Origin of the sequence: Streptosporangium subroseum, assembly GCF_900188345.1 — a bacterium.
GTDB lineage: Bacteria > Actinomycetota > Actinomycetes > Streptosporangiales > Streptosporangiaceae > Streptosporangium > Streptosporangium subroseum.
In genome coordinates, this window is the sequence record NZ_FZOD01000063.1 from 25,283 (window position 1) to 44,858 (window position 19,576).

General features: G+C 70.6%; 22 protein-coding genes. 10 read left to right on the forward strand and 12 right to left on the reverse strand.

Going from position 1 to position 19,576, the window contains the following annotated elements; translation table 11 throughout:
• The first annotated feature begins 102 nt into the window (after window positions 1-102).
• Together CHC08_RS38325 and CHC08_RS38330 are read left to right on the forward strand one after the other, a co-directional pair.
• The gene (locus CHC08_RS38325; protein ID WP_089212290.1) at window positions 103-702 is read left to right on the forward strand and encodes a TetR family transcriptional regulator; all 600 of its coding nucleotides are present in this window, start codon (window positions 103-105) and stop codon (window positions 700-702) included.
• Between the two features lie 320 nt (window positions 703-1,022).
• Complete coding sequence (locus CHC08_RS38330; RefSeq protein ID WP_089212291.1) at window positions 1,023-1,688, forward strand: maleylpyruvate isomerase family mycothiol-dependent enzyme; 666 nt, start codon at window positions 1,023-1,025, stop codon at window positions 1,686-1,688.
• A gap of 55 nt (window positions 1,689-1,743) precedes the next feature.
• Here CHC08_RS38330 and CHC08_RS52600 read toward each other — a convergent pair whose 3' ends face one another.
• The gene (locus CHC08_RS52600; protein ID WP_275937235.1) at window positions 1,744-1,878 is read right to left on the reverse strand and encodes a hypothetical protein; all 135 of its coding nucleotides are present in this window, start codon (window positions 1,876-1,878) and stop codon (window positions 1,744-1,746) included.
• A gap of 37 nt (window positions 1,879-1,915) precedes the next feature.
• Here CHC08_RS52600 and CHC08_RS38335 point away from each other — a divergent pair, with 37 nt between their 5' ends.
• Window positions 1,916-2,485 carry a dihydrofolate reductase family protein gene (locus CHC08_RS38335; protein WP_089212292.1) on the forward strand — a complete coding sequence of 190 codons (570 nt, stop codon included), beginning with the start codon at window positions 1,916-1,918 and terminating at the stop codon, window positions 2,483-2,485.
• Between the two features lie 40 nt (window positions 2,486-2,525).
• Here CHC08_RS38335 and CHC08_RS38340 read toward each other — a convergent pair whose 3' ends face one another.
• The 3 genes from CHC08_RS38340 to CHC08_RS38350 all read right to left on the reverse strand — a co-directional run bounded on the left by CHC08_RS38340 (window position 2,526) and on the right by CHC08_RS38350 (window position 5,538).
• The gene (locus CHC08_RS38340) at window positions 2,526-3,218 is read right to left on the reverse strand and encodes a DUF4232 domain-containing protein (RefSeq protein ID WP_179282453.1); all 693 of its coding nucleotides are present in this window, start codon (window positions 3,216-3,218) and stop codon (window positions 2,526-2,528) included.
• Between the two features lie 284 nt (window positions 3,219-3,502).
• Window positions 3,503-4,249, reverse strand: a complete 747-nt coding sequence (locus tag CHC08_RS38345; RefSeq protein ID WP_218825691.1) for a CPBP family intramembrane glutamic endopeptidase — start codon at window positions 4,247-4,249, stop codon at window positions 3,503-3,505.
• Window positions 4,250-4,572: 323 nt separating this feature from the next.
• Window positions 4,573-5,538: an alpha/beta hydrolase gene (locus tag CHC08_RS38350; RefSeq protein WP_089212295.1), complete on the reverse strand. Its 966-nt coding sequence runs from the start codon at window positions 5,536-5,538 to the stop codon at window positions 4,573-4,575.
• Between the two features lie 80 nt (window positions 5,539-5,618).
• Between CHC08_RS38350 and CHC08_RS38355 the strand changes: the two genes are divergently transcribed.
• The gene (locus tag CHC08_RS38355) at window positions 5,619-6,203 is read left to right on the forward strand and encodes a helix-turn-helix domain-containing protein (RefSeq protein ID WP_089212296.1); all 585 of its coding nucleotides are present in this window, start codon (window positions 5,619-5,621) and stop codon (window positions 6,201-6,203) included.
• A gap of 216 nt (window positions 6,204-6,419) precedes the next feature.
• Here CHC08_RS38355 and CHC08_RS38360 read toward each other — a convergent pair whose 3' ends face one another.
• Window positions 6,420-6,911, reverse strand: coding sequence for a nuclear transport factor 2 family protein (locus tag CHC08_RS38360; RefSeq protein ID WP_089212297.1), 492 nt, complete (start codon window positions 6,909-6,911; stop codon window positions 6,420-6,422).
• Between the two features lie 32 nt (window positions 6,912-6,943).
• The gene (locus CHC08_RS38365; RefSeq protein ID WP_089212298.1) at window positions 6,944-7,792 is read right to left on the reverse strand and encodes an SDR family NAD(P)-dependent oxidoreductase; all 849 of its coding nucleotides are present in this window, start codon (window positions 7,790-7,792) and stop codon (window positions 6,944-6,946) included.
• A gap of 116 nt (window positions 7,793-7,908) precedes the next feature.
• On the opposite strand from CHC08_RS38365, the gene CHC08_RS38370 reads away from it, so the two are divergent.
• The 5 genes from CHC08_RS38370 to CHC08_RS38385 all read left to right on the forward strand — a co-directional run bounded on the left by CHC08_RS38370 (window position 7,909) and on the right by CHC08_RS38385 (window position 13,332).
• Complete coding sequence (locus CHC08_RS38370; protein ID WP_089212299.1) at window positions 7,909-8,814, forward strand: LysR substrate-binding domain-containing protein; 906 nt, start codon at window positions 7,909-7,911, stop codon at window positions 8,812-8,814.
• 115 nt (window positions 8,815-8,929) lie between these two features.
• The gene (locus CHC08_RS38375; protein ID WP_089212300.1) at window positions 8,930-9,610 is read left to right on the forward strand and encodes an alpha/beta fold hydrolase; all 681 of its coding nucleotides are present in this window, start codon (window positions 8,930-8,932) and stop codon (window positions 9,608-9,610) included.
• Window positions 9,610-9,873, forward strand: coding sequence for a helix-turn-helix domain-containing protein (locus CHC08_RS50035; protein WP_179282454.1), 264 nt, complete (start codon window positions 9,610-9,612; stop codon window positions 9,871-9,873). Before CHC08_RS38375 ends, CHC08_RS50035 begins: the two co-directional genes overlap by 1 nt.
• Window positions 9,870-12,584 carry a helix-turn-helix transcriptional regulator gene (locus CHC08_RS38380; RefSeq protein ID WP_179282455.1) on the forward strand — a complete coding sequence of 905 codons (2,715 nt, stop codon included), beginning with the start codon at window positions 9,870-9,872 and terminating at the stop codon, window positions 12,582-12,584. The genes CHC08_RS50035 and CHC08_RS38380 overlap by 4 nt, the downstream gene beginning before the upstream one ends.
• Window positions 12,585-12,657: 73 nt before the next feature.
• Window positions 12,658-13,332: an alpha/beta fold hydrolase gene (locus CHC08_RS38385; protein WP_089212302.1), complete on the forward strand. Its 675-nt coding sequence runs from the start codon at window positions 12,658-12,660 to the stop codon at window positions 13,330-13,332.
• Between the two features lie 31 nt (window positions 13,333-13,363).
• On the opposite strand, the gene CHC08_RS38390 is transcribed toward CHC08_RS38385, so the two are convergent.
• The 6 genes from CHC08_RS38390 to CHC08_RS38415 all read right to left on the reverse strand — a co-directional run bounded on the left by CHC08_RS38390 (window position 13,364) and on the right by CHC08_RS38415 (window position 18,630).
• Window positions 13,364-13,891 (reverse strand): EF-hand domain-containing protein, encoded by a 528-nt coding sequence (locus CHC08_RS38390; RefSeq protein ID WP_179282456.1) that lies wholly within the window; start codon window positions 13,889-13,891, stop codon window positions 13,364-13,366.
• 217 nt (window positions 13,892-14,108) lie between these two features.
• The gene (locus CHC08_RS38395) at window positions 14,109-15,092 is read right to left on the reverse strand and encodes a sugar kinase (protein WP_089212303.1); all 984 of its coding nucleotides are present in this window, start codon (window positions 15,090-15,092) and stop codon (window positions 14,109-14,111) included.
• Between the two features lie 23 nt (window positions 15,093-15,115).
• Window positions 15,116-15,787, reverse strand: coding sequence for a bifunctional 4-hydroxy-2-oxoglutarate aldolase/2-dehydro-3-deoxy-phosphogluconate aldolase (locus CHC08_RS38400; protein WP_089212304.1), 672 nt, complete (start codon window positions 15,785-15,787; stop codon window positions 15,116-15,118).
• Window positions 15,787-16,614 (reverse strand): hypothetical protein, encoded by an 828-nt coding sequence (locus tag CHC08_RS38405; protein WP_089212305.1) that lies wholly within the window; start codon window positions 16,612-16,614, stop codon window positions 15,787-15,789. The genes CHC08_RS38400 and CHC08_RS38405 overlap by 1 nt, the downstream gene beginning before the upstream one ends.
• Entirely contained in the window at window positions 16,608-17,753 is a 1,146-nt protein-coding gene (dgoD, locus tag CHC08_RS38410) for a galactonate dehydratase (protein ID WP_089212306.1), read from the reverse strand. Before dgoD ends, CHC08_RS38405 begins: the two co-directional genes overlap by 7 nt.
• Window positions 17,754-17,805: 52 nt before the next feature.
• Entirely contained in the window at window positions 17,806-18,630 is an 825-nt protein-coding gene (locus CHC08_RS38415; RefSeq protein WP_245878824.1) for an SDR family NAD(P)-dependent oxidoreductase, read from the reverse strand.
• A 92-nt stretch (window positions 18,631-18,722) separates the two neighbouring features.
• On the opposite strand from CHC08_RS38415, the gene CHC08_RS38420 reads away from it, so the two are divergent.
• The gene (locus CHC08_RS38420; RefSeq protein WP_089212307.1) at window positions 18,723-19,574 is read left to right on the forward strand and encodes an AraC family transcriptional regulator; all 852 of its coding nucleotides are present in this window, start codon (window positions 18,723-18,725) and stop codon (window positions 19,572-19,574) included.
• The last annotated feature ends 2 nt before the right edge of the window (window positions 19,575-19,576 follow it).

The following is a 19,576-nucleotide window of genomic DNA, read 5'->3' on the forward strand; positions in this document are numbered from 1 at the left end:
ATGCCTGGTCAGCACTGGTGACAACCATAGACAAACATGTCAGCGAATGACAAACACAGCAGGAACCGCCTGGAATGACAGCGTGCTGCTAGCATCTGAACCATGACCAACGCACCGGCCTCGCAGGGCGGCCTCCGTGAGGTGACCCGCCGGGCGGTCCAGGCGGAGATCGCCGGCAGGGCGATGGAGCTCTTCCTGGAGCAGGGATTCGACGAGACGACCGTCGACCAGGTCGCCGCCGCCGTCGGCATGTCCGGGCGCAGCGTGTTCCGTTACTTCGCCACTAAAGAAGACATGGTCCTGGGAGACATGCTTCAGATAGGGCACGCGCTGGCCGCCGCGTTACAGGCCCGGCCGGCCGAGGAGTCGCCCTGGGAGGCGTTGCGACGAGCGCTGGACGAGCCCCTCGCCGCCCTCAAGAGCGACGGCGGCAAGGCGTTGGCCAGGGCGACCATGCTGGCGACCACCCCCGCGCTTCGGGCCGCCGCGCAACAGAAGCACACCCAGTGGGAGGAGCTGCTCCTTCCCTACGTCGTTCAACGCATGACAGGGCCCGCGGCCACGCGCGAACTGCGCGCCCACGCGATCGTCTCGGCCGCGCTCTCGTGCCTGGACGTGGCAGTCGAGATATGGACAAAATCCGGCGGAACGAAGGCGCTGGACACTCTGCTGGACACGGCCATCCAGGCGGTTCGCAGCTAGCCGGAATCGTCCGGCCCACGTCGCGGCAACCGTACGGGTGCATCGGACCAGGGCCTGAGACCGTCTCGGAGCACGCACGGCACCCGATGACAGGCGCCGAGATGTCAACGGCAAGTGACCCTGAGCGTCTTGCCCTGCGGCGGTTTCACGGCATCGTGGGAGCAGCGGTTCCGTGTCCGCGGATCGTCCGGAAAATACTTCGCTCACGAGCGACGATTCCATCCCGCGTCGGGAGTCTCCCCTTCGACCGACATCTGCCACCCTGCTGGTGCCGCCCAGGCGCAGCGAAGGTCACGACCCACGACAGGAGACCGTCCGACATGGCCGCGACAGAACCGAGAGCAGATCGCCCCCGCGTGACCGACGTCTGGCCGCTGGTCCACGCCGAGCGAGCGGCCCTGGCGGCCGACCTCGCGGATCTGACCGACGAGCAGTGGGCGACGCCCTCGCTGTGCACCGAGTTGACGGTGCGCGAGGTGCTCGCGCACCTCACCGCGGGGGCGAGCCTCAACACCGTACGGTGGATGGCGGGCGTGATCCGCTGCCGGTTCGACTTCGACAAGCAGGTGGCCATGCGGCTGGCCGAGCAGCTCGGCGCGACCCCGGCCGCAACGCTCGAAAGGTTCCGCCGCGTCATCACGAGCACGACCAAACCGCCCCTCCCGGCCGTGGCGCTGCTCGGCGAGTCGATCGTGCACGGGGAGGACATCCGACGGCCGCTGGGCATCCGCCGCGACCACCCGATCGAGACGATCACGAGGGTGGCCGAGTATTACCAGGGCTCCGACCTCGTCATCCCGGCCAAGGGACGGATCGGCGGCCTACGACTCGTCGCCGGTGACGGGCCCTTCACCACCGGCTCAGGGCCGCGCGTGTCCGGCACCACACTGGCGCTGACGATGGCGATGGCCGGGCGTACGGCGTACTGCGACGAGCTCGAAGGCGACGGTGTCGCGACCCTGCGCGACCGCTGCGAGACGGCGTGACCCAGGCGCGAGGCCACGGCCCGTCGCTTCCGGTGGAACTCGCCGACGGACGCGTTCAGGACCGGGCTTCCGTCGTTCGCGGGACCTCCGGCGGCAGGATGCGCGCCACCATGTCACCGATCAGGCCGTCAAGGGGGTAGGGCGCGAGAAGGCCGGGCACGGTGAGGTCGTCCACGATCAGCCCGGGCATGGCATCGATTGCACCGCCTTGAAAAGGAATCAACCGCATGCGCAAGCTGACCTACTACATCGCCTCGACCCTCGACGGCTTCATCGCCGGCCTCGACGGGCAGTTCGACTTCTTCTCCTTCGAGGGCGACTCCTCGGCCGCCATCCTGGCCGATTATCCCGAGACCATTCCGATCCAGGCCCGTGAGCCACTCGGCCTGACCGGCGTCGCGAACAAGCGGTTCGACACGATCCTGATGGGTCGCGGCACCTACGAACCCGGCTTGGCCATCGGCGTCACCAGCCCCTACCCCCACCTGAAGCAGTACGTGTTCTCCCGCACCCTGACCGGCACCGACCCGGAGGTGGAGATCGTCTCCAGCGATCCGGCAGAGCTCGTCCGGAGCCTGAAGCAGCAGGACGGAATGGACATCTGGCTGTGCGGCGGCGGGAAGCTGGCCGCTCAGCTGCTGCCGTACATCGACGAGCTGATCATCAAGCTCAACCCGATCGTCCTCGGCTCCGGCATCCCCCTGTTCGACGGCCCCTTCACCCCGACCGGTTTCACCCTCACCGCCACCCGTCCCTTCGACACCGGCGTGGTGATCATGACCTACGTCAAGAACTGACCACTTCCGCCACCCCGGAACTCCTTCTTGCGAGTGCCACCTACCAGGCGACGACGCCCTGGTTGCTGGGCTGAACCGTGCCGACCTGGAGCGACTTGAAGGTGATGCCGGACTGCTCCGGGTTCGGGAAGCCCTCCAGGGTCGCCGCCACGAGCGGCCCGCCCTTCGCGAGCCCGACCTTGATGGTGTTGCCGGTCGGGCAATCAGTGGCCGCCTTGTCGCAGATCGTCCACTTGATACCGGCGAACGCGCCTGTACCCGGGGCCAGGTCGGCCGGCACCGACTCGCCCGGCTCGGCGACGTCCTTCGTCGGCACGTTCACCGCCTGGTCGGCCGCGTTCACAAGCGTGATCACCAACCAACCGCCCACGCTGCAGGTACGGCTGGACGCGTTCGTCAGCTGGACGAGCGCCATCCGGCTGTCGCCCTCGCGTCGTTGCGGTTGCTCGGTGAGGGTCACCGTGATGTCGGTCGCCGTACAGGCCGGCACGGCCGCCGGTGTGCCGTCACCGACCGGCGCGGGTGACGTGGCGGTCGGGTCGTCGCCCACGCTCGGCGCGACGCCGGTCGGGGTCGACGTGACCGGTGACGTATCCGATGCGGAGCCTGCCGTCGTGGGGGCGACCGGCGACGAGGTCCCGCAGGCCGAGATCATCATCCCCGGTACGGCGAGCAGCAGAACCGCCCTGGCACAGTTGACGGTCCAGCGGGCCGTACGACGTCGCGACACCACGTTCTTCCCAATCCCTCGTTGGCGAGTCACGGTTGCCGAGCACCCGGGTCTCCCCCGGACACCGGTTCGGCGAACACGCTTCGAACACAGCACGGCTCCGGCGTCGGAATGGTTCAACCCCGACGCCGGAGCGAGCATGTGGCGCAACGGTTCGACCAGGACCGCGCCGGAGCCGCTTCTCGCGCGGTCACTCCCCTGTTCGGGCGCACCCGAAGGGTCCCGTCACCGGGCGGCTTCGATTGTGCCGCCCGAATCGATCAACCTCGGGGCCGGCTGATCCGATCCTATGAGTTGGTGACGACCCGGTGCGAGCGGGGATCGGCATCAACCGGCAGGTCCGTCCGGCGGTCACGCCGCGAGGCAAGCAGCACGATCGCGACAATGATCTGCACCGCCAGGACGGATGCCTGCGTCACAGGCGAATTGACACTCAACAGCGCCACTGTCGTGTTGATTCCGAAGTGGACCGCGACCGCCGCCACAACCCCGGCACGCTCGTAGGCGTAACCGGCCAGCAGCGCCATCGGAATGACGCTGAGCGTGAACAGCAACCCGCTCCAGCTGATCAGGCCGAATGTGGCCTGGATGGTCCCGGGGATGAAGAACAGCGGCAGGTGCCACACCGCCCAGACGACACCCAGCAGCAGGCCGGCCTGAAGGCGGCTCATCGACGCACGCAGGCGCGGGTATGCCGTGCCGCGCCAGCCGGGCTCCTCGGCCAGCGGACCGCCGATCAGCATGCTGATGATGAACGGCACAGGTCCGCCGACGGTCGCGATCAGCTTCTGCCCCTCCGTCAGGCTCACCGCGGGGCCGCCCAGGAGGTCCGCGAGCAGCGCGGCTGCCAGCACGGTCGCCGACGCCAGCACCAGCAGGGGCAGCACCCAGAACAGCCGCAGGCTCAGCCGGAGCCTCACCGTATGGGCGGGGACGGGTTGACGGCGGCGGGCGCGGCGCACCCGGACCACGATCGCGCCGATCACCGGGCCGAAGCCACCGAGCAGGTAGGGGATGACGGTGGGAGAACTCATCGCCGGTCCACCGAGTTTGATCGCGACAAACCAGAGAGCCCAGGTCGTCGCGAACGTGACAGTCCAGAAGAGGGCAAGGCCGCTTTTCTGACTAACGGGGGGTGTGATGGTCACGCTTTTTCCCTTTCACGAGTGTCGCAGGAAGGAATTTCTGATTTCTTCCGCGGGGGGCGAGCGAAAACGGCGATTGAAGTGTTCTTGAAGGTCAGCGCGGGCCAATACGGCCGACGGCGAGTCCGAGAGCAACAAAAACAGGCGCGCCGAACAGAGGCAGTGCCCTGTCGGCACTAACCGGACGAAATGATCGGACTAAGGATTTTTAACTAGGGAATTTTTGTCCCGTCGGGAGGATCCGTACGCCCTGCGGCGTGGATCTCCTGGGGCGTCTCCCGGAGTCGGTGAGCGAGCCAGCCGGCCACCTGCGCGAGCAGATCGGCGTCGACCGGCCGGCGCAGCAGCCGGGGATAGGAGCGCGCCGACGGACGGCCGGGGTCGCGACGCAACAGGTGGGTGAGATCGGGGATCCGGTGGACCTCGACCTCGCCGGGCACCAGCCTGCGGATCTCGTCCAGATCCGCGGGGTCGACCTGGACGTCCTTGCCGCCGGTGATCGCCAGGACCGGGACCCGGATGTTCGCCAGGTCCGGGCGCGGGTCATGGCCGAGCAGCTCCCGCATCCACCGGGCGTTCATCGGCATCCCGGCGACGCGCGTCACGTCCGTGCCGGTCGTCTTGATCCGAGCCAGCTGCCGGTTGGCCAGGGCTCGCAGAACCGGCAGCAGCGGCCGCACGAGCGCGGGGAGATCGCGGGCGATCATCCCGGCCTGCCAGCGCAGGGCGTCCTCGCCCAAGCGGGCGAACCCGGCCAGCAGCACCACCGCCGCAACCCCCGGGTGCCCGCCGAGGGACATGGCGTGGACGGCGCCCTCGCTGTGCCCGACCACGCCGATGGCGTCCGCCCGAATGTCGGGCCGTACGGCCAGGGCACGTAGTGCGGCGGCGGCATCGCGGCGGTTGTCGGCGAATCCGGTCGCGCGCCAGTCGCCGGAGGTGGCGCCGACGCCGCGACGGTCATACCGCAGTGTGGCGATCCCGTCCTTCGCGAGCGCGGCGGCCAGTGGTGGTCCGAGCTCCATGCGGAGCCGTCCGGTGTTGGCGTCGCGGTCCAGCCGCCCGGATCCGTGCAGCAGCAGAACGGCCGGATGCGGGCCTGGGCCCGCGGGCAGGGTCAGGGTGCCGACCAGGGGCAGTCCGTCGTCCGCGGTGGCTGTCATGTCGACATCCCGCATGTCCCGCCTCCTCTCATCATTATCGCTGGTGCGAACTTTATCAGCTGTGAGAACATTACCGTATGTGAGAACATGGGTTCATGGCAACCGCAGATCTCTTCCTGCATCCCGTCCGGATGCGCATCCTGCAAGCGCTGTTCGATGCCGATCCGCTGACCACCTCACAGCTGCGCGACCGCCTGCCCGACATCGCACCGGCGACGATGTACCGGCATATCGCCGTGCTGGCCGACGGGGGTGTGCTGGAGGTGGTGGAGGAGAAACGGGTGCGCGGCACGGTGGAGCGCAGCTACCGGGTGCGCGAGGAGCATGTGGTGATCGACCCCGCCGCGCGGGCAGCGATGACACGGGAGGACCACCTACGGGCCTTCACCACGTTCGCGGCGTCGTTGATGGCGGATTTCCACCGCTATCTCGCCCACGAGGACGCCAATCCCACCTCGGACGGCGTGGTCTACCGGCAGGCGGCGGTGTGGCTGACCGAAGAGGAGTTCGCCGTGATGATCGAGGAGATCGAGAGCGCGGTCATCGCGCGGATCGGCAACGCCAGGGGCGACGACCGCATACGTCACGTCATCAGCCTCGTCGCCGTGCCGGACCAACCCCGGACGGAACCTCGGCCGGACCCCGGGCCGGACGCCGGCGCCGAGCGGATGTCTGATTGACCCGTCTCTCGCTCCTGCAGGGCACTTCACCACCCGGGTGCCAGGCGCCGCGGCCGTACCATCGGGCGGCGCCGTCTCCCGATCGGCCACCGTTGTCCTGCGGCAATGCCTGGTTCTGCGGACCGTCCGTTGCCGTTCCTCGCGGCAGGCGGAGCGATCGAGAAACGAAAGACCCGTGACGACGCGTCGTCACGGGTCTTCGCAGAGCGCACGTCTCTATGCGGCTTCCTGAGGCGTGGAGGGACGGCTGTCGGTCCAGTCGATGATGATCTTCCTTTCGGCGAACAGCCACTGCCCGTCCCTGCGGACGAAGACGTCCTGGTTGCGGATGGACATCACCATCAGCATCCGCCGGCCGTCGTGCTCGAACAGGTGGTGGGCGAGGCAGTGGGTCTCACCTGCGGCGCCGTCCTCGTTGAAGTCCACGGCATGCTGACCGATGAAGTGCGTCGTGGCCTGGAAGGTGTTCAGAAATCCCAGTGCGTCAACTAGCTCGGCGCGGCCCCGCAGGAGCTGGACGGGCTCGCTGCTCGCGGGGTCGCCCTGGTAGACGGCGAGACGGGCGTCCTCGGCGAACAGGGCCGCCTGCCCCTTGGCGTCCCGGCGGTCGGCGTAGTGGGCATAGAGGTCGACGAGCCTGCGGACGGCCATCCGGTCGGCGATCTCCGCGAGGAGTGCTTCGGGGGATCTTGCGCCCAGAGTGGTCATACGGGTTGCTCCTTTGTATTCGATATGCCGGGTCAGACGGAGACGTCGGTGGAGCGGCTGACTTCCTCCCAGCCGGCCACGTCCTCCAACCGGGATGCCAGCTCGGCGCGGATGCCGTCGACCGCATCGCCGCCCAACGCCAGTCGCAGGGGCGGGTTACCGCTGTGGACGGCGGTGACGATGGCGCTCGCGGCCTTGGCGGGGTCGCCCTGCTCCTGGCCCCGCATCGAGTCGATGGCTTCGAGGAAGGCGCCGACGCTGCCGTGATATGTCTCCGGAACCGAGGTGATGGTCTTGCTCGCGTTGATCTGGGTACGGAACGCTCCGGGTTCGACCATCATCACGCGGACGCCGAGCGGGGAGAGCTCCCGGGCGAGCGTCTGCGACAGGCCCTCCAGGGCGAACTTGCCCGCGTGGTAGGCGCCGAACCCGAGGTAGGTGACCTGTCCGCCCATGGAGCTCATCTGCACGATCGTGCCGCTGCCCTGCTCGCGCAGGTGCGGCAGGACCGCCTTGGTGACCTCGGCGGCGCCGAAGAACAACGTCTCCATCTGGATGCGCAGATCGTCCATGCTGAGCCCCTCGACAGCGCCGAAGAGCAGGTTGCCGGCGTTGTTGACCACGACGTCGATCCGGCCGTATACGGCCAGTGTCGCCTCGACCGCGTCCTCGATGGAGGCGGAGTCGGTCACATCCAGCGTGGTGGTGCTGACCCGGCCCCGGCCGAGATCCACCAGGTCGGCCAGGACCTCGGGGCGACGGGCGGTGGCCATCACCCGGTCGCCCGCGGCAACCGCGGCACGCACCAGCTCGCGGCCGAACCCGCTGGAACAACCGGTGATCAGCCAGACCCGGGACTGGTCGGCGGCGATGTCGGACATCAGTGAACCCCCTTGTGCGTACGGGTCGCCACGTGCTTCCCGCTGTCCACCAGCCTGGCCAGGGGCCATGATCAAGATCCAACACTTGCTCTCTGCCCGCGCTACAGTCAGAAGCTGTGACCCATCCTGAGCTGCGGCAACTGCGATATTTCCTTGCGGTGGCCGAGGAGTTGAGCTTCACCAGGGCAGCGGAGCGCCTACTGATCGCCCAGCAGTCTCTCTCCCAGCAGATCACCGCTCTGGAGCGCCGGCTGGGGGTGCGGCTGTTCGACCGCGACAGCCGCGGCACCCGGCTGACCGCCGTCGGCGGGGTGTTCGTCTCCGAGGCCCGCGCCGTCCTGGAACGCGCGGACCAGGCCCTCGCCGTCCTTCAGCGGGCCCGGCGGGGCGAGGTCGGCGACCTTCGCCTGGCCTTCTTGACCACCGTCGCCAACCATCTTCTGCCCCCCATCGTCCGAGCCCTGCGCGAGCAGTTGGCGGACGTGCGGATCACTACGGAATCGACGACCATCGCCGCCCTCGTCGAGGGCGTTACCGGCGGACGCTACGACGCCGCGTTCACCCGCCCGCCACTGGTCGACGGCCTCGCGTCCCGGACCTTGGCCAATGAGCCCGTATGCGCCGTCCTGCCCGAAGACCACGCCCTGGCCCACCGCACCGAACTGGACCTGCGGGACCTGGCGGGGGAACGCTGGGTCCTCACCCCGCCGAGCTCATGGGAGCCCTGGCACCGGACCTACAACGACCACTTCCACCAGGCGGGCTTCATTCCCGACGTCGTCCATACCGACGCCAACCCCCAGAACCTCCTTGGTCTGGTAGCCGCCGGCGTCGGCATCACCCGGCTGGTCCGCTCATCTCAGAGCCTCCGCCGTACCGGCGTTGTTTTCATCCCCTTCGCCGACGCCTACGCCCCCACCGACGTCATCTGGCTACCGCGTAACGACAACCCCGCGCTCCCGCGCCTCCTTGAGATCGTCACCGACCTCGCGGCAACTCGTGACCTCACTCAGAGCGGATGATCAACGGCATGCGAAACTTCTGCGTACTGTTCTGCGTGGTTTGTGATCTTCCACACGACTTGAATGGAGGACATCGGACAGGCATCGGGCCTGTTCATCCAGGTCAGGAGTGACCATGACGACAATCAAGAACGTCGTGCTCGTGCACGGTGGCTTCGTGGACGGATCCGGTTGGCAGAGTGTCTACGACGACCTCGCCAGGGACGGCTTCCACATCCGGATCGTGCAGAACCCGACGCTGTCGCTGGAGGGTGACGTCGCCGCGACCCGCCGGGTCCTCGACGCGCTCGACGGCCCGGCGGTTCTGGTCGGCCACTCCTACGGCGGCGTCGTCATCAGCGAGGCCGGCACCCACCCCAACGTGGCGGCGCTCGCGTACATCGCCGCGTTCGCGCCCGACAAGGGCGAGTCGGTCAACACGCTCATCGCCGACCCGCCGCCCGGGGCGCCGGTGCCGCCGATCCTGCCCCCGCACAACGGTTTCCTCTATCTCGACCGTGACAGGTTCCACGACGCGTTCGCCGCCGACCTGCCCGCGCAGGTGGCCGCGTTCATGGCCGACGCGCAGGTCCCCTGGGGCATGGACGCCCTCGGCGGGGCGGTCACCGAGCCGGCCTGGCGGCACAAGCCGAGCTGGTACCTCGTCGCCACCGAGGACCGCATGATCCCGCCGCCGGCCCAGCGTGCCATGGCCGAGCGCGCCGGAGCATTTGTCGTCGAAGCCATCGGCAGCCACGCCGTCTACGTCTCCCAGCCCGCAGCGGTCGCCGGCCTCATCCGCCAAGCCGCCGCCTGATGTCGGCCGTCACGCGCGACGTGCTCGCACTGGTCTCGGAGGGGCTGTCCAACCGCGTCGTCACGGCCCAGCCGACGGTCACCGAGCGCCCGGTCGAGGCGCACGTGGCGCAGATCTTCGCCACGCCGGGGTCACACGACTCAGGTCTTCGCCACGCCGGGGTCGCACGACTCGCCTCGCGGCGTCCCGGCGGTGCTCACGCACATCCGGCCGGGACGGCGGGCCGCGAGCCGAAATTGGACGGCTCGGGGTGTGCGGTGTGAGCATCGTTCTCGTGAAACCGCACGCCCTTGTGGGACGAGACGCCGAACTGCGCGACCTGTCGGCGCTGCTGGACGGTATGAAGGAGGGCGGCGGCGGCGCGCTCCTGTTGAGCGGCGCGGCGGGCGTCGGCAAGTCGGCGCTGCTCGGGGCCGCCACGGCCGACGCCGCGGCCAGGGGCGCGCGCGTGCTGACCGTGACCGGTGTGCCCGCCGAAGCCCAGGTCCCGTTCGAGGGTCTGCGCAGGCTGCTCTCGGGGACCGGGCTCGCGCCCGGTGACCTCGACGGCGGGCCGCTGCGCGTCGCGATGTCCGTACTGCACCGGCTGTCCGCGCTGGCGGGTGACACGCCCGTGGTACTCGCCGTCGAGGACGCGCACTGGCTGGACGGGCCGAGCTGGGAGGCGCTCGCGTTTGTCGGCCGCCGGCTGCGTTCGGACGCGGTGGTGCTGCTGGCGACCCTGCGCGACGACGCCGACGCGCAGGCCAGGCTCGCCGCGTCGGGACTGCCCGCGCTGACGGTGCCGCCGCTGACCGGCCAGGCGGCGGCGGAGCTGCTGGTGAGGGTCGCGCCCGACCTGGGCATCGCGCTGCGCGCCCGCGTGCTGGCGGAGGCGGCGGGCAACCCGCTCGCGCTGATGGAGTTCGCCGCGCTGGCGTCCCGGCGGGACCAGGAGTTGCTGGCGTCGAGCAGACTGCCTCTGACGGAGCGGCTGGAGCGCGCGTTCGCCCAGACACTCGCCGCGCTGCCCGCCGACACCAGGCTCCTGGCGCTCGTCGCCGCCGTCAACGAGGACGACACGATCGAGGAGAACACGCGGGCCGCGTCCCTGCTGGCGGGCTCGCCGATCGCGGCGGCCGCGCTGGCCCCCGCGACCCGGGCGGGACTGGTCGTGGCCGATGCCGTGCGCGTCAGGTTCCGGCACCCGCTGATCAGGTCGGCGATCACCCAGGCAGCCGGGCCCGACCTGTTGCGCGACGCGCACGCCGCGCTCGCCGCCGCCCTGCCCGATGACGACGACCGCAGGATCTGGCACCGGGCTGCCGCCGCGACATCCTACGACGACGACATCGCAGCCGGGCTCGCCACCGCCGCGCTGCGCGCCGAGGCCAGGGGCGCGTCGGGGCGTGCGCTGGAGGCGCTGGAGCGCGCCGCCCACCTCAGCGCCGACCCGGTCCACCGGGGCACGTGGCTGATCGACGCCGCCATGATGGCCTTCGACCTCGGCGACCGTGCCGCCATGGAACGCCTCGTCGGCCGCGCGGAGGACGCCGACCTCGCCCCGATCGACCGGTCCAGGCTCACCAACCTCCGCGACATCAGCCTGCATTTTGTGTGGACCGGCGTGGACCGGCTGTCTGACCTCGCCGGGTTCGTCGACGAGCTGCGCGCACGTGACGGCTCGGCGTACGCCCTGAACTGGCTGTCATGGGTCGGCCTGCGCTGGTTCTTCTCCAACCCCACGCGGGAGGCCCGCGCGCCCGTGCTCGCCGCGATCGACCGGCTGGCCGTGCCTCCGGATGACCCGCAGCTTGTCACGTCGCTCGCGATGATCACCCCGGTGGAGCGTGGCAGGCAGGTGCTGGCCCAGCTCCACGCGCTGAGCAGGGCGAGCTGGGTCAGCCCGAACAACCTGCTCCGGCTGGGCGTCGCGGCGAACGCGGTCGGGGCGTTCCCGCTGGGCGCGCGGCTGCACGCGGAGGCGGTCTCGGGGATGCGGGCGCGGGGGCCGTTCGGATCGCTCGCGCAGGCGCTCGTCGGGCAGGCGACGGCGGCGGCGCGACTCGCCGACACCCGGCTCGGGGTCGTCGCCGCCACCGAGGCCAGGGCGCTGGCCGTGGAGACCAGGCAGCATCAGTGGGTTCTCACCGTGGACGCCGTATCCGCCGAGATCCACGCGCTGCGCGGCGTGACGGACGTCGCGCGCGACCTCGCCGCACAGGCCGAACGGGGGTTCCTGTCGGCGGGCGCACACCCGATGCTGGCCCTGGTGCAGCTCGCGCGGGGGACCGCCGAGCTGGCCGACGGGACCTTCGGCGCGGCCTGGGACGCACTACGCCCGATCTTCGACCCCAGCGAGGTCAGCTACCACCAGTACGTACGGCTGTGGGCGCTGCCGCACCTGACGGAGGCGGCGCTGCTCAGCGGACGGCAGGAGGAGCTGCGCGCGATCGCCGACAAGCTGGTCCCGGTGATCGAGGAGAGCGGGTCGCCGATCGGGCACGTGGCGCTCGCCTACGTCAGGGCCGTCACCGCGCCCGACGAGACCGCCGAGGAGCTGTTCACGCAGGCACTGCGCGAGGACCTGGTCGGCTGGCCGTTCGAACGGGCGCGACTGCGGCACGCGTGGGGCGCGTGGCTGCGCCGCCAGCGCCGCGCCGCCGAGGCCCGGGCGCCGCTGCGCGCGGCGGCCGAGGCGTTCGACGCCCTCGGCGCGGTGCCCTGGTCGGAGCGCGCGCTGCGCGAGCTGCGCGCGAGCGGCGAGCGGATCCGCCGCAAGCACGACGCCCGTGACCGGCTCACCGCCCAGGAGCTCCAGATCGCGCAGCTCGTCGCGGACGGCCTGACCAACCGCGACATCGGCCAGCGGCTGTTCGTCTCGCCCCGCACGGTCAGCTCACATCTCTCGCACATCTTCCCCAAGCTCGGCATCACGACGCGCGGAGAGCTGAGCCGTCTCATGGCCACGAGGGAGGGGGATTACATCATTTGACGTACGCGAGGGGAGCCGCCCGGTTCCTACCGTGGGATGTGTTCCATTCCTTCTCTCCTCGCAGGGGAAAGCCATGATCCGCAACATCGTGCTCGTCCACGGCGGCTTCGTCGACGGCTCCGGCTGGCAGGCCGTCTACGACCTGCTCGTCGCCGACGGCTTCCGCGTGTCGGTCGTGCAGAACCCGACCCTGTCCCTGGCCGGGGACGTCGCCGCCACCCACCAGGTTCTGGACGCGCTCGACGGCCCGGCCGTTCTGGTGGGCCACTCCTACGGTGGCGTCGTGATCAGCGAGGCCGGCAGCCACCCCAACGTCGCGGCGCTCGCGTACATCGCGGCCTTCGCCCCGGACAAGGGCGAGTCGGTCAACACGATCATCGCCGACCCGCCGCCCGGCGCGCCCGTCCCGCCGATCCTGCCCCCGGTGAACGGATTCCTCTTCCTCGACCGGGACAAGTTCGCCGCGTCGTTCGCGGGGGACCTTCCCGCCGACCAGGCGGCGTTCATGGCCGACTCGCAGGTCCCCTGGGGCGTGGACGCCCTCGGCGGCACGGTCACCGAACCCGCGTGGCGCGCCAAGCCGTCCTGGTATCTGGTGGCGACCGACGACCGGATGATCCCGCCGCCCGCACAGCACTCCATGGCGCAGCGCGCCGGGTCGACCGTCGCGGAGACACCGGGCAGCCACTCGGTCTACCTGTCGCAGCCCGCCGCGGTCGCCGAACTCATCCGCCAGGCCGCCGCCTGATCACCGCCGTCCGCGGGAAGGTGACGCCGGGCTATTCCGCCAGCGCGCCGAAGACGTAGGTCCCGGGAGCGTTCGGGTTGTCGCCCGCCCAGAACTCCGTCCAGTGGGTGCGGAACTCGTCGCGGGTGAGGTGGCCGTCACCGTCCAGGTCCAGGCGAGGGAAGATCTCATCGGTCGCCGTGGGCGTCCCGTTCCACGTCTCGATGAGCGCGCCGTACTCCGAACGGGAGATGAGGCCGTCACCGTTGAGGTCGATGGCCTCGAACATCGCGTCGGCGGTGCCGGAGACGGCGTCCGCCATGTCGCCGAGGCCTTCCACGGCGAGGAGCACCTCGTCGAGGGTGACGGCCTTATCACCGTCGGGGTCGGAGGTCGCCTGGAGCACCGGCCACCAGCCGGTCATGATGGAGGCCAGCCGCCCCGGATCGACGGATCCGGCGACGACCGTCCAGCGGTGGGCGAGCGCCTGGAAGTCGGCCTCGGTCAGCCGGCCGTCTCCGTCCACATCCATCGCACGGAAAACTCCGACGACCTTTCTCCGCTGAAACTCACTGGCCACATCAGCCTCCGCTCTTCGGGAGGCTTCATGCTGTCGGCAGGCCGCCGTCGGTGACCATACTCCTTTAAGTAAGGAATCCGTTACGCACCGTAGACGGTGCGCCATGCGGGACAGGCACGATTCAAGGCCTTGGCTCTGGAGGCGTCGCTGGATGAGGTCACCGAGCGTCGGGCCGCCGAGGGTCAGAAGGAGTGACCGTAGTAGTTGCCCCAGTCGTTCAGCGGAGGGTGGATCCGGGCAGGGAGTCGAGCAGCCCGAGCTCGTTCCTGGTGGGCGCTCCCTCCCAGTCGCCGGGTGAGGCGACGGCGAAGGCGCCCGTGGTGACCGCCCGATCGAGACGGCCCGCCAGATCAAGGTCGTCGAGCAGTCCGGACAGGTAGCCGGCGACAAACGCGTCGCCGGCCCCGACGAGATCGATGACACGGACGCGGCGGGCCAGGACGTGTTCGGTCGTTTTCAGGGTGTGGCCGCTCGCGCCGTCGCCGCCGCGCTTGACGACCACCTCGTCCACCCCCGCGTCGAGCAGGGAGACCACGCGGTCGCGTTCCGTCGCCGCCGAGGCCGGCGCGACCAGCTCCAGCTCGTCGTCGGATGCGACGACCACCGACAGCGAGGGGACCAGCGGGCGGAGCGCCTCGGCCGCCCGGTCACGGTCCCAGAGCCGGGAGCGGTGGTTCACGTCGAGGCAGACGCGCACGCCTGCCTCCGCGGCGGCGGCGACCGCCACGCGAACCGCCGCGGCGGGTCCCGGGCCGAGCGCCGGCGTGATCCCGGTGACGTGCAGCAGTCTGGGCGGCGGATCGAGCGCGGGCAGGACGTCCTCCGGGGACATCAGGGAAGCGGCGGAGCCCGCCCGGTGGTAGATCACCCGGGTCAGATCGCCGATGCGCCGCTCGAACAGAACGAGCGCGGTGGGCCCGCGCCCGTCGACGCGGGCGTGGGTCACGTCCACCGCCTCCGCGCGTAGGGTGCGCAGCACGAGTTCACCGGTCTCGTCGTCCCCCACCCGGCCGGTCCAGCCGACCCGGTGACCCAGCCGCGCCAGGCCGATCGCGACGTTGGACTCGGCTCCCGCGACCGAGAGCCGCATCGTCCCGCCGAGCCTGATCGGGTCGTCCGCGCGCAGGGACGCCATCGTCTCGCCGAAGGTGGCGACCTCGATCGGTCCCCGGGCCGGGTCGTCCGCGCGCGGGGCCGCCATCGGTCTCAGAGAAGGACCGGTGGTCACAGTGCCTTCCTGAAGCCACGGATCCGTGCCCTGAGCTCCTCGACGCTTCCACCGGCGACGGCGTCACCCACGAGGGGCGAGCCCACGCCGACCGCGACGGCGCCGGCACGCAGGTAGTCGGCGGCCTCGGTCATCCCGACTCCGCCGACCGGAACGAACGGAACCTCGGGGAACGGATCCCGCAGTGCGCGCAGGTGGCGCACTCCGCCGAGCGACGCGGGGAACAGCTTGACCGCCGACGCCCCCATGCCGAGCGCGGCCACCACCTCCGTCGGGGTGAGTGCCCCGGCGAGGACGGGCAGACCCAACCGGCCGCCCTCGGCGACCGCCTCGCTCACCGCGGGGGTGACGAGGAAGGTCGCGCCCGCCTCGGCCGCCTTACGGGCGTCGTCCGCGGTGACCACCGTCCCCGCGCCGAGATCGGCCGCGTCTCCCAGCGCGGCCCGGGCGTCACGGATCACCCGCAGCGCGTCCCCGGTCACCAGGGAGACCTCTATCAGCTCCACGCCTTCCTCGGCCAGTGTGATCACCGTACGGAACGCGGCGTCGGGGTCGGCGCCGCGGACGATGGCCAGCAGGCGGCGTGCTGCGAGCACTTCGAGAAAGCGGTTCGCCTCCGGGGTGACGGAAGGCCCGACCTTCGTGACGGCGGGGATCTGTTCGACCATCAGTTCATCCGTTCCGCGGCCAGCACGAGCCGCCAGGTCAGTTCGCCGGACGACGGGATGACCGCGGCATCGCCCGGACCCGCTTCCGAGAGATCGAACACCGCGCCGAGCATGGGTTCCACGCCGATGCTGCGGTACGGCGAGCCGGCGGGGAATCCGCCGAGGTTGCGCCAGAGGGCGGTGGACACCGGAACCCCCTCGGGGGCCTCCACGCGCAGGTCGAGAACATCGCCGCCGTCCACGACCCGCACGGCCTCGCATCGCAGTACGGCGCCCACGGCGGTGCCGTCGTCGGGACCGAACCGGTCGAGCCGCAGCCCCAGCGGCGCGGGCCAGCGACCGTCCAGGTGAGTCGCGCCGTACGGCCAGGCGCGATCGAGCAGCGGGGCCGCCTCGGGGAAGATCCTTGCCGGGGTGTCCTCGGGGGCGAGGAGCCGGGCGTTCTCACCGAGGTCGAGCAGGGCGTGGGCGGCCCAGACGAACGTGTATCCGGGGTCGGCGGACATCCGGTAGGTCGCCACCACCGTTCCGGCGTCCTCTTCGACCTCGCGCAGCAGCTCGAAGTCCTCGCAGCTCACCGCACTCTCGCCCGGCGAGCCCTTCCAGGCGCGGCTCCACGCGTCACCGTGGTCCGGGACCCCGCGCACCGTGGGAACGCACTCCTCGAGGCCGCCCGCGTCGACGAACGCCGATCCCGGGACGACCGAGGCACGAGCGGGCTCGGGGCGCGACCACAACCACTCGCGGCCGCCTCCGGACAGTGAGACCCAGCGGCCGCCCCGGTCGAGATCGAAACGCGCGCGCAGGGGGACGCTCGCCGTCACCATTCGGCGATCCCGCCGTCGTCGTGCCGCCACACGGGGTTGCGCCAGGTGTGTCCCGCCTGGTCGGCCCGCCTGACCGCGGCCTCGTCGATCTCCACGCCCAGGCCCGGCGCCTCCGGCCGGGAGACGTACCCCTCCGTGAAGCGGAACACCTCGGGGTCGAGCACGTAGTCGAGGAGGTCGGCGCCCTGGTTGTAGTGCAGCCCGATCGAGTGCTCCTGGATCAGGAAGTTCGGGGTCGCGAAGGCGACCTGGAGGCTGGCCGCGAGGGCGAGGGGGCCGAGCGGGCAGTGCGGGGCGAGCTTGGCGTCCCACACCTCCGCGAGCGCGGCGATCCTCCGGGTCTCCGAGATCCCGCCCGCGTGTGACAGGTCGGGCTGCACCACCGCCACCCCGGCCTCGAGCACGGGCCGGAAATCCCAGCGTGAGTACAGCCGCTCCCCGGTGGCGACCGGGACGCTGCTGGACGTCACGACGTCGCGCAGCAGGTGCGGCCGGTCGGGCAGCACCGGCTCCTCGGCGAACATCGGCTGGAACTCGGCGATGAGCGGCAGGATCCGCCGCGCGTCGGCCGCGGACACGCGGCCGTGGAAGTCGACGGCCACATCGCGGCCCGGCCCGAGGATCTCCCTGGCCAGGGCGACCCGTTCCACCACCCCGGCGATGTCGGCGACCGTGGCGAGGGCGGGCATGCGGCCGCCGGCGTTCATCTTGACCGCGCTGAATCCGGCCTCGATCCTGGCGCCGATGCTCTCGGCGAGCTCGGCCGGTTCGTCGCCGCCCACCCAGGCGTACATGCGGACCCGATCGCGGACGTGCCCGCCGAGCAGAGCGTGGACGGGTACGCCGTAGGTCTTGCCCGCGATGTCCCAGAGCGCCTGATCAAGGCCCGCGAGCGCGCTGGAGAGCACCGGCCCGCCCCGGTAGAAGCCGCCGTTCGCCATGACCTGCCAGTGATCCTCGATCCGCAGCGGGTCCTGCCCCATCAAGTATTCCGCCAGCACGTGGACGGTGGCCCTGACCGCCTCCGCGCGACCCTCCACCACGGGCTCACCCCAGCCGACCACGCCCTCATCGGTCTCCACGCGGCAGAACAGCCAGCGTGGCGGCACGAGGAACGTTTCGACATTGACGATTTTCACCGCGACCTCCGACCCCCGATTCCCTGCTTGTCTCCGGTCGCCTTCTCGCGCGTCACGCGGAGTCCTTCACCGCGGTCCATCCCCCGTCGACCACGAGGCAGGCACCGGTGACGTACGAGCTCTCCCCGCAGGCGAGGAAGGTCACCGCGGCGGCCACCTCATCGGGCCGGCCGAAACGCGCGGCGGCGGTGGCCGCCGCGCTCCGCCGGCGGTCCTCCTCGCCGATGCCGTCCCAGGCGGGGGTGAGGATCGGCCCGGGAAGCACGGTGTTGACCCGTACCTCCGGGCCGTACTCCACGGCCAGCTGGCGTCCGAGTGACACGAGCCCGCCCTTGGCGGCCGCGTAGGCGGGGTGTCCGGGAAGGCCTACCAGAGCGTGCACGGAGGAGCTCAACACGACGGAGCCCCCGTTCTCCCGAAGGAGCCCGACGCAGGCGTTGACCGCCAGATACGTCGCCGTGAGGTTGACGGCGATCTGCCGGTCCCAGGCCTCCTCGGCCAGCTCGTGCGCGGGGGCCCGCACCACCACGCTGGCGTTGCTGTAGAGCACGTCCAGCCGCCCGAACTCGGCTCGCGCAGCCTCCGCGATCCGTCGCCAGGTCAGGGCCTCGGCGACATCACCGGTGATCACCAGAACGTCCGGCCGGTCCTGCCGCTGCTCGGTCACGTCCACCGCGATCACGCGGGCGCCCTCACCCAGGAACCGGTCCACCACCGCGGCGCCGATGCCCGAGGCCGCGCCGGTCACCACGGCCACCTTCCCGGACAGCAGTCCTCGTTCCATGATCTGCACCTTGTCCCAGGGAGCGGACGACACGCCGGTCCGGTCATCTGAGGGCGGGGCCAGGCCGGCCACCGCAGCAACGTTGTCATTCATCAAGACCAGTCAACACGGCGTCACCGGTCGCGGGGAATGTCGGATATTCGGAGCCACCTGGACGATCCGACGGTGTGTGCCATACTGACCCCATGCCGATCCAGGAGGGTTTCCTTAACCAGCGGCTGACCGTGGTGCCCCGCCGGGTCGTGGTCGAGGCGAGCTCTCGCCCGGTGACCAGACGCCTCATGGTCACGGACACCGGGCACTATCCGATCGCTGCGGATCACTTGATGAAGCGGCCAAACGGCATCGAGGAGACCATCCTCATCCTGTGCACGGCCGGCACGGGATGGGCGAACATCGCGGGCGCCCAGCACCGCGTCGGGGCGAACGCGGCGCTGGTGATCCCGCGAGGCACCCCGCACGCGTACGGCGCCTCCTACGACAACCCCTGGACGATCTGGTGGTGCCACCTACGAGGCGCCGACTTGGCCGAGCTCATCGAGGAGGTCGGCGGGCCGGTAATCCCCATCCGCCGCATCGATCGAGCGATCGCCCTGCTCGACGAGATCGTGACGACCCTCGAACGGGGTCACTCGCCGGCGAGCCTGATGGGCGCGGCGGGCGCCGCGTGGAAGCTCCTCACGCAGATCGTGGTCGACCGCACCATGCCGGCGCCCGGTGATCCTCTGCAGCGCGCGATGGCCTACCTGGCCGAGCGGCTGGACAGCACCGTGCGGGTCGCCGACCTGGCGGCGCTGGTCGGCGTCTCACCCTCCCATCTGAGCGCGCTGTTCCGCCGCGCGACCGGGGGCGGGGTGCTCGCGCACCACACGGCGCTCCGGATGGCGCAGGCCCGCAGCCTTCTCGACACCACGGACACGACCGTCGCGAACATCGCCCGCGAGGTCGGCTACCCCGACCCCTTCTACTTCTCCCGTCACTTCAAACGGATGCACGAGGCCAGTCCCACCGAGTACCGCAACCGCGCGAAGGGCTGAGC